This window comes from Streptomyces sp. NPDC046876 (assembly GCF_040645035.1).
GTDB lineage: Bacteria > Actinomycetota > Actinomycetes > Streptomycetales > Streptomycetaceae > Streptomyces.
Map to the genome: position 1 here is coordinate 69,275 of NZ_JBEYXK010000028.1, position 5,959 is coordinate 75,233.

A 5,959-nucleotide genomic window follows, 5' to 3' on the forward strand; every position below is an offset into this window, starting at 1 on the left:
GCCCGGGCGCCGCGGGCCCGGCGGGCACCGGCGGGATGTACTGCGTCGCCGCCTCGTCGTGCCCCGGCGCTGCCGGGAAGCCCTGGGCTCCGGGCCCTCCGGCCGGGACCGGCGCGATGTACTGCGTCGCCGCATCGTGGTGGGAAGGACCGGCAGGCGGGAAGCCCTGGGCCCCCGGCCCTCCCGCGGGCGGGCCCGCCGGTACCGGCGGGATGTACTGCGTCGCCGCATCGTGGTGGCCCGGCGCGGGCGGGAAGGGCTGGGCTCCCGGCGCCGCCGGGGCGGGCGGGACCGGGGGGATGTACTGGGTCGCGGCGTCTGGGAGGGGCGGGTACCCTCCCCCAGCCACCGCTGGGCGGTGCCCCCATCCGTGCGGCTGGCCGGGGCCCTCGTAGCCGGGGCCCAGGACGTGCCCGGGGCCGGCGGCCGTCGCCTGCCCCGGCGCGGCGTCCGGCACGGGTCCGGGGCCGGTCGGCGGGTAGGCCGGGGCCTGCGGGTACGCCGGGTCCGGGCCCCACGGCGCACCGGCCTGTGGGGCCGCCTGCTGGCCGCTCCCCTGTCCGCTCTCCGTCACCGGGACTCCTTCGCCGACTACTCCGAACCTACGGAACCGTCGACTCACGCTACCCGGACCCCGCCCCTCCCGTCAGTCCCGCCCTCGACCGGAACCCCGACATACCCGGACAGAAACCCGGCTATGCAACCACCTCCAGGCGAGCGGCGAACTCCCGTACCGCCGCCTCGTCGCGGTACGGCTCCACCCGCGCACGGAAGTCCTCCAGGTACTCCGCACCCCGGCTGGAGCGGAGCCCGGCCAGCAGTTCCGCCGCCTTCGCCGCGGTCTGGCAGGCCTGCTCCACCTCCCGCTGCTGCACCTGCGCCGCCGCCAGCAGCAGCAGCCCGATCGCCCGGCGCCGCTCCTTCCCGGCCGGCAGGCCGTTCAGGACCTCCTGCGCCTGCCGGGCCGCCTGGTCCGCCTGCCCCAGGTCCCGGTGGCAGTGGGCCAGCTCATCGGCGAGGTAGGCCTGGTCGAAATGCCGGATCCACACCGGGTCGTCCCCTGACTCCGGCTCCGCCCGCTCCAGCGCGGTGACCGCCCGCGAGGTCAGCACCGCCGTCGCCCGGGCATCGCCCATCAGCGCGTGCCCGCGCGCCTCGGCCGCGTAGAACATCGCCTCCACCCGCGGGGTGACCTGCCCGCGCGTGCCCTCCTGCGCGGCCCGCGCCAGCTGGGCGATCTCCCGCGGGTTGCCGAGCTCGGCGGCGAGGTGGCTCATCGAGGCCGCGAGCACGTAGCCGCCGTACGCGCGGTCCCCGGCGGCCTGCGCGAGGCGCAGCGCCTGGATGTAGTACCGCTGGGCCAGCCCCGGCTGCCCGGTGTCGACCGCCATGTAGCCGGCGAGCTCGGTCAGCCGGGCCACCGCCGCGAACAGCGCCCGCCCCACCGGCTCCCGGTACGAGCCCCCGATCAGTCCGGAGACCACCGAGTTGAGGTAGTGCACGACCACGGGCCGGACGTGCCCGCTGCCGAAGCGGTGGTCGAGCTCCTTGAGCGCGTCGGTGGTGGCCCGTACCGCCTCCACGTCCGGCATCCCGACGCGCGAGCCGCCATTGCGGGCGACCTGCGCGTCGGCGCCGGTGATCAGCCAGTCCCGGCTCGGCTCGACCAGCGCGGACGCCGCCACGCTCGACCCGGACAGGAAGTCGCGCCGCCCGACGTCGCTGCGCCACAGCTCGCTGACCTGCTCGATGGCGCCGACGACGGTCGGGGAGAACTGCAGGCCGATACCGGAGGCGAGGTTCTTGCCGTTGGCCATGCCGATCTCGTCGATCGTCACGGTCCGGCCGAGTTTTCGCCCGAGCGCCTCGGCGATGATGCCGGGCGCCCGGCCGCGCGGCTGCTGGCCGCGCAGCCAGCGCGCCACGGACGTCTTGTCGTAGCGCAGATCGAGGCCGTGCTCGGCCCCGCACATGTTGACGCGCCGGGCGAGCCCGGCGTTCGAGCACCCGGCTTCCTGAATCAGTGCCTGCAGCCGTTCGTTCGGCTGGCGCGCTACGAGAGGCCTGGCTGACATGGAAACCCCCAGAGGCCGCGGGTGATCGTTGGATTGATCACTTCCCGCCTGATGTGCGGAGAATCATCCGCTCTGCGTCGTGTCGCTACCCAACTCCGGCGCCCCGACCTCCCACGCGCCCCCACGCGTGCATCAGTGCGCCCCGTATGCAGGATCGATGCAGCGCCCACCGGGCGGTTTACCCCCGTAACCCGAGGTGACCGCGGAAGTTGTGATGGGCGTGGAAGAGACCATCGGAGTCACGGAGACCGCACCCATCCCCAAGCAGCGTGGCGAGCAGCTGCTGGACCATGCCGTGCGGTACGCGGAAGAACGGCACTGGGACGTCTTCGCCGGCACCTGGCTGGAGCCCGCCGAGGGGCGCGAGTTGTGCTCCTGCGGGGCGGAGGACTGCCCGGCTCCGGGCGCGCACCCGGCGGTGAAGGACTGGGCGCCGCTGGCGACGGGCAGCGCGGTGCAGGTGCGGCGCGTGTGGGGCAAGCGGCCCGAGGCGTCGATCCTGCTGCCGACGGGCCGGACCTTCGACGCGCTCGACGTCCCTGAGTCGGCCGGTTTCCTGGCACTGGCCCGCCTGGAGCGGATGCAGCGCACCCTCGGCCCGGTCACCCTCACGCCCGACCACCGGATGCTGTTCTTCGTGCTGCCGGGCGCCTCGGCGAAGGTGCCGGACATGGTGCGCCGGTACGGGTGGTCGCCGGCCGCGATCGACCTGGTGGTACGCGGCGAGGGCCAGTACGTGGCGGCCCCGCCGACCCGGTTCGGCGGCCGGGGCGCAGTCCAGTGGGCCCGCCGGCCCACCCCGGCGAACCGGTGGCTGCCGGACACCGAGGAGCTGATCGACGCGCTGGCGTACGCGTGCGGCCGGGAGGCCGCGGCGGAGCGGGCCCGGCGTTCCTCCTGAACCCGGCCGCCGAGTCGCCGCCGAGTCACTGACGAGTCACTGACGAGTCGCCCCCGGTCCGCCCGCCCACCGTCCCGCGCCGGAGCCGCAACGCCCCAGGTCAGCCCGGGTGGTTCGGCCTGTGAAAGTCATGACATACGTAACTGCTCCGCCCGCCGAAGCGGCCCTAGGGTGAGGACGTAGACCACGGGGACAGAACGAGAGGCAGACGCATGCCGGACCAGGGTTATGCGACGGGCGGGGCCGAGGGGACGGACGGCGCGCGATCCGCGTCGTCCGCCGGACGGGCGGCGGTACGGGTCGAGGGGCTCTGGAAGCGCTTCGGCGAGCAGGTCGCGGTGGCCGGGATCGATCTGGAGCTGCCCGCGGGCAGGTTCATCGGCCTGGTCGGCCCGAACGGGGCGGGCAAGACGACCACGCTGTCGATGGTGACCGGCCTGCTGCGCCCGGACATGGGCCGCGTGGTCGTCGCCGGCCACGACGTGTGGGCGGACCCGGTCGAGGTGAAGTCCCGCATCGGCGTGCTGCCCGAGGGGCTGCGCATGTTCGAGCGGCTGTCGGGCCGTGAACTGCTCGGCTACATGGGCCGCTTGCGGGGCCTGCCGGGCGAGGAGACCGACAAGCGGGCGACGCAGCTGCTGGACGTCCTCGACCTCGCGGGTTCGCAGCACAAGCTGGTCGTGGACTACTCGACGGGCATGCGCAAGAAGATCGGCCTGGCCGCCGCCCTGCTGCACAATCCCGAAGTGCTGTTCCTGGACGAGCCGTTCGAGGGTGTCGACCCGGTGTCGGCGCAGACCATCCGCGGGGTGCTGGAACGTTACACCGCCTCGGGTGCCACGGTCGTCTTCTCCTCGCACGTGATGGAGCTGGTCGAGTCGCTGTGCGACTGGGTCGCCGTCATGGCCGGCGGCCGGATCCGGGCCGCGGGCCCGACCGCTGCCGTACGGGGCGACGCGCCCTCCCTCCAGGCCGCGTTCCTGGAACTGGTCGGCGCGGGCGGCCGCGCCGCGGGCGACTCCCTGGACTGGCTGGGCGGGCAGGCCACCCGATGAGCGCCTCCTCCCCTTCCGTGAACCTGACCCCGGTCTTCGTCCGCCTGAAGCTGTCGCTGCTGCGCAACGGCCTCAAAGGCTCTTCCAAGCGCAAGGCCGCCTACTTCGCCTCGCTGGCGTTCGCGCTGGTGGTGGCCTTCTTCGTGACCCTCGGCCTGGCCATGCTGCACGGCAACGCGCACGCCGGCACGGTCGTCGTCCTGCTGGCCGGGATCCTCGCGCTCGGCTGGTCGTTCATGCCGCTGTTCTTCCCGAGCGGGGACGAGACGCTCGACCCGAGCCGGCTGGCCATGCTGCCGCTGCGCCCGCAGCCGCTCGTCCGGGCGCTGCTGGCGTCCTCGCTGGTCGGCATCGGCCCGCTGTTCACGCTCTGCCTGGCGGTCGGCTCGGTGGCGGCCGTGGCCCGGGACGCGGCGGGCATCGCGGCCGGTGTGGTGGCCGTGCCGCTGCTCCTGCTCGGCTGCGTCACGCTGGCCCGCGCCGTCGCCACGGCGAACGTACGGCTGCTGACCAGCCGCAAGGGACGCGACCTCGCGCTGCTCAGCGGCCTCGTCATCGCGATCGGGATGCAGGTGGCGAACTTCGCCGGCCAGCGGCTGATGCAGGCGGGCGGCCTGGCCAGGCTGGAGCCCGCCGAGGCGGTGGTGCGGTGGCTGCCGCCCGCGAGCGCCGTCGGCATGGTGGACTCGGCGAGCCGGGGCGCGTACGCGGAGGCGGCGGCCCAGCTGGCGGTCACCGTCCTCGCGCTGCTCGGACTGCTGTGGTTCTGGGGCCGGACCCTGACGAAGCTGATGGTCACCCCGGACGGCTCGACGATCGCGGCGGCGCAGCCGGCGAAGGAGAAGGGGTCCGCGGGCGGCGGCGTCTGGTCGCTGCTGCCGGCGGGGCGCACCGGTGCGGTGATGCAGCGCACGCTGCGCTACGTGGTGCGGGATCCGAAGACCAAGGCGGCCTGGGTGTCGGCCCTGGCGATCGGCCTGATCATCCCGGTGTTCAACGCCCTCCAGGGCGCGGGCTCGGTGTACATGGCGTGCTTCGGTGCGGGCATGCTCGGCGTGCAGATGTACAACCAGTTCGGGCAGGACACCTCCGCGTTTTGGATGGTCGCGCAGACCATCTCCGGGCCGCGGGACGCGTTCGTGGAGCTGCGGGCGCGGGCGTTCGCCCTGGCGCTGGTGACGGTGCCGTACACGGTGCTGGTCACGACGGTCACCGCGGCGCTCGTGCACGACTGGGCGGGCTTCCCCGCCGGTCTGGGCGTGGCGCTGGCGCTGCTGGGCTCGATGCTGTGCACGGGCGCGCTGGCCTCGGCCCGCTTCCCGTACTCCATCCCGACCGACGGCGCGTTCAAGAACGTCGTCCCGGGGCAGGCGGGCCTGGCCTGGGCGGGCATCTTCGGCGGCATGCTGACGTCAGCGGTGATCTGCTCGCCGGTGATCGCCCTGGCGGCGTGGTTCTCCTTCGGCGGCGACCGGTCGCTGGCGTGGATCCTGCTGCCGTTGGGCGTGGTGTGGGGCGGGGCGGCCGCCTGGGCCGGCATCCGCCTGGCCGCCCCGACCGTGGCGAAGACCCTCCCGGAGATCCTCCAGGCAGTCAGCAAGGGCTGACGCCCCATACGGCCCGGGGTGGACGGGGGTCTCCCCGGGCCCTTCGCCTGGCCGGCGTCTGTGACGAGGGCCAGGCCGCTCCGGCCCCGCCGTCGCCTGCGACGAGGGGCCGGCCATTTCAGCCTCGCCGGCGTCTGTGACGAGGGCCAGGCCGCTCCGGCCCCGCCGACGCCTGTGACGGGGGGCCGGCCATTTCAGCCTCGCCGGCGTCTGTGACGGGGGCCAGGCCGCTCCGGCCCCGCCGACGCCTGCGACGGGGGCCCGGCCATTTCAGCCTCGCCGGGGGGGGTGTGGGGGGGGGGGGGGGGGGGGCGCGCGCGG

Annotated in this window: 4 protein-coding genes and 1 pseudogene; 3 read left to right on the forward strand and 2 right to left on the reverse strand. The window is 74.5% G+C overall.

Annotated features, from left to right (window positions below; genetic code table 11):
* Together ABZ924_RS17780 and ABZ924_RS17785 are read right to left on the reverse strand one after the other, a co-directional pair.
* Positions 1 to 574: pseudogene (locus ABZ924_RS17780) on the reverse strand (hypothetical protein); the annotation flags it as partial.
* Positions 575 to 695: 121 nt separating this feature from the next.
* Positions 696 to 2,075, reverse strand: a complete 1,380-nt coding sequence (locus ABZ924_RS17785) for a transcriptional regulator (RefSeq protein ID WP_361910033.1) — start codon at positions 2,073 to 2,075, stop codon at positions 696 to 698.
* A gap of 220 nt (positions 2,076 to 2,295) precedes the next feature.
* On the opposite strand from ABZ924_RS17785, the gene ABZ924_RS17790 reads away from it, so the two are divergent.
* The 3 genes from ABZ924_RS17790 (at position 2,296) to ABZ924_RS17800 (ending at position 5,638) form a co-directional block, all read left to right on the forward strand.
* Complete coding sequence (locus tag ABZ924_RS17790) at positions 2,296 to 2,976, forward strand: bifunctional DNA primase/polymerase (protein WP_361910046.1); 681 nt, start codon at positions 2,296 to 2,298, stop codon at positions 2,974 to 2,976.
* 212 nt (positions 2,977 to 3,188) lie between these two features.
* Entirely contained in the window at positions 3,189 to 4,031 is an 843-nt protein-coding gene (locus ABZ924_RS17795) for an ABC transporter ATP-binding protein (RefSeq protein ID WP_361910035.1), read from the forward strand.
* Positions 4,028 to 5,638, forward strand: a complete 1,611-nt coding sequence (locus tag ABZ924_RS17800) for a transporter (protein ID WP_361910038.1) — start codon at positions 4,028 to 4,030, stop codon at positions 5,636 to 5,638. Before ABZ924_RS17795 ends, ABZ924_RS17800 begins: the two co-directional genes overlap by 4 nt.
* Positions 5,639 to 5,959 lie beyond the last annotated feature (321 nt).

Bases quoted from the DNA above. Each gene is read 5' to 3' on its own strand.
- ABZ924_RS17795 (WP_361910035.1), top strand. From the start codon at position 3,189: ATGCCGGACCAGGGTTATGCGACGGGCGGGGCCGAGGGGACGGACGGC.
- ABZ924_RS17800 (WP_361910038.1), top strand. From the start codon at position 4,028: ATGAGCGCCTCCTCCCCTTCCGTGAACCTGACCCCGGTCTTCGTCCGC.
- ABZ924_RS17785 (WP_361910033.1), bottom strand. From the start codon at position 2,075: ATGTCAGCCAGGCCTCTCGTAGCGCGCCAGCCGAACGAACGGCTGCAG.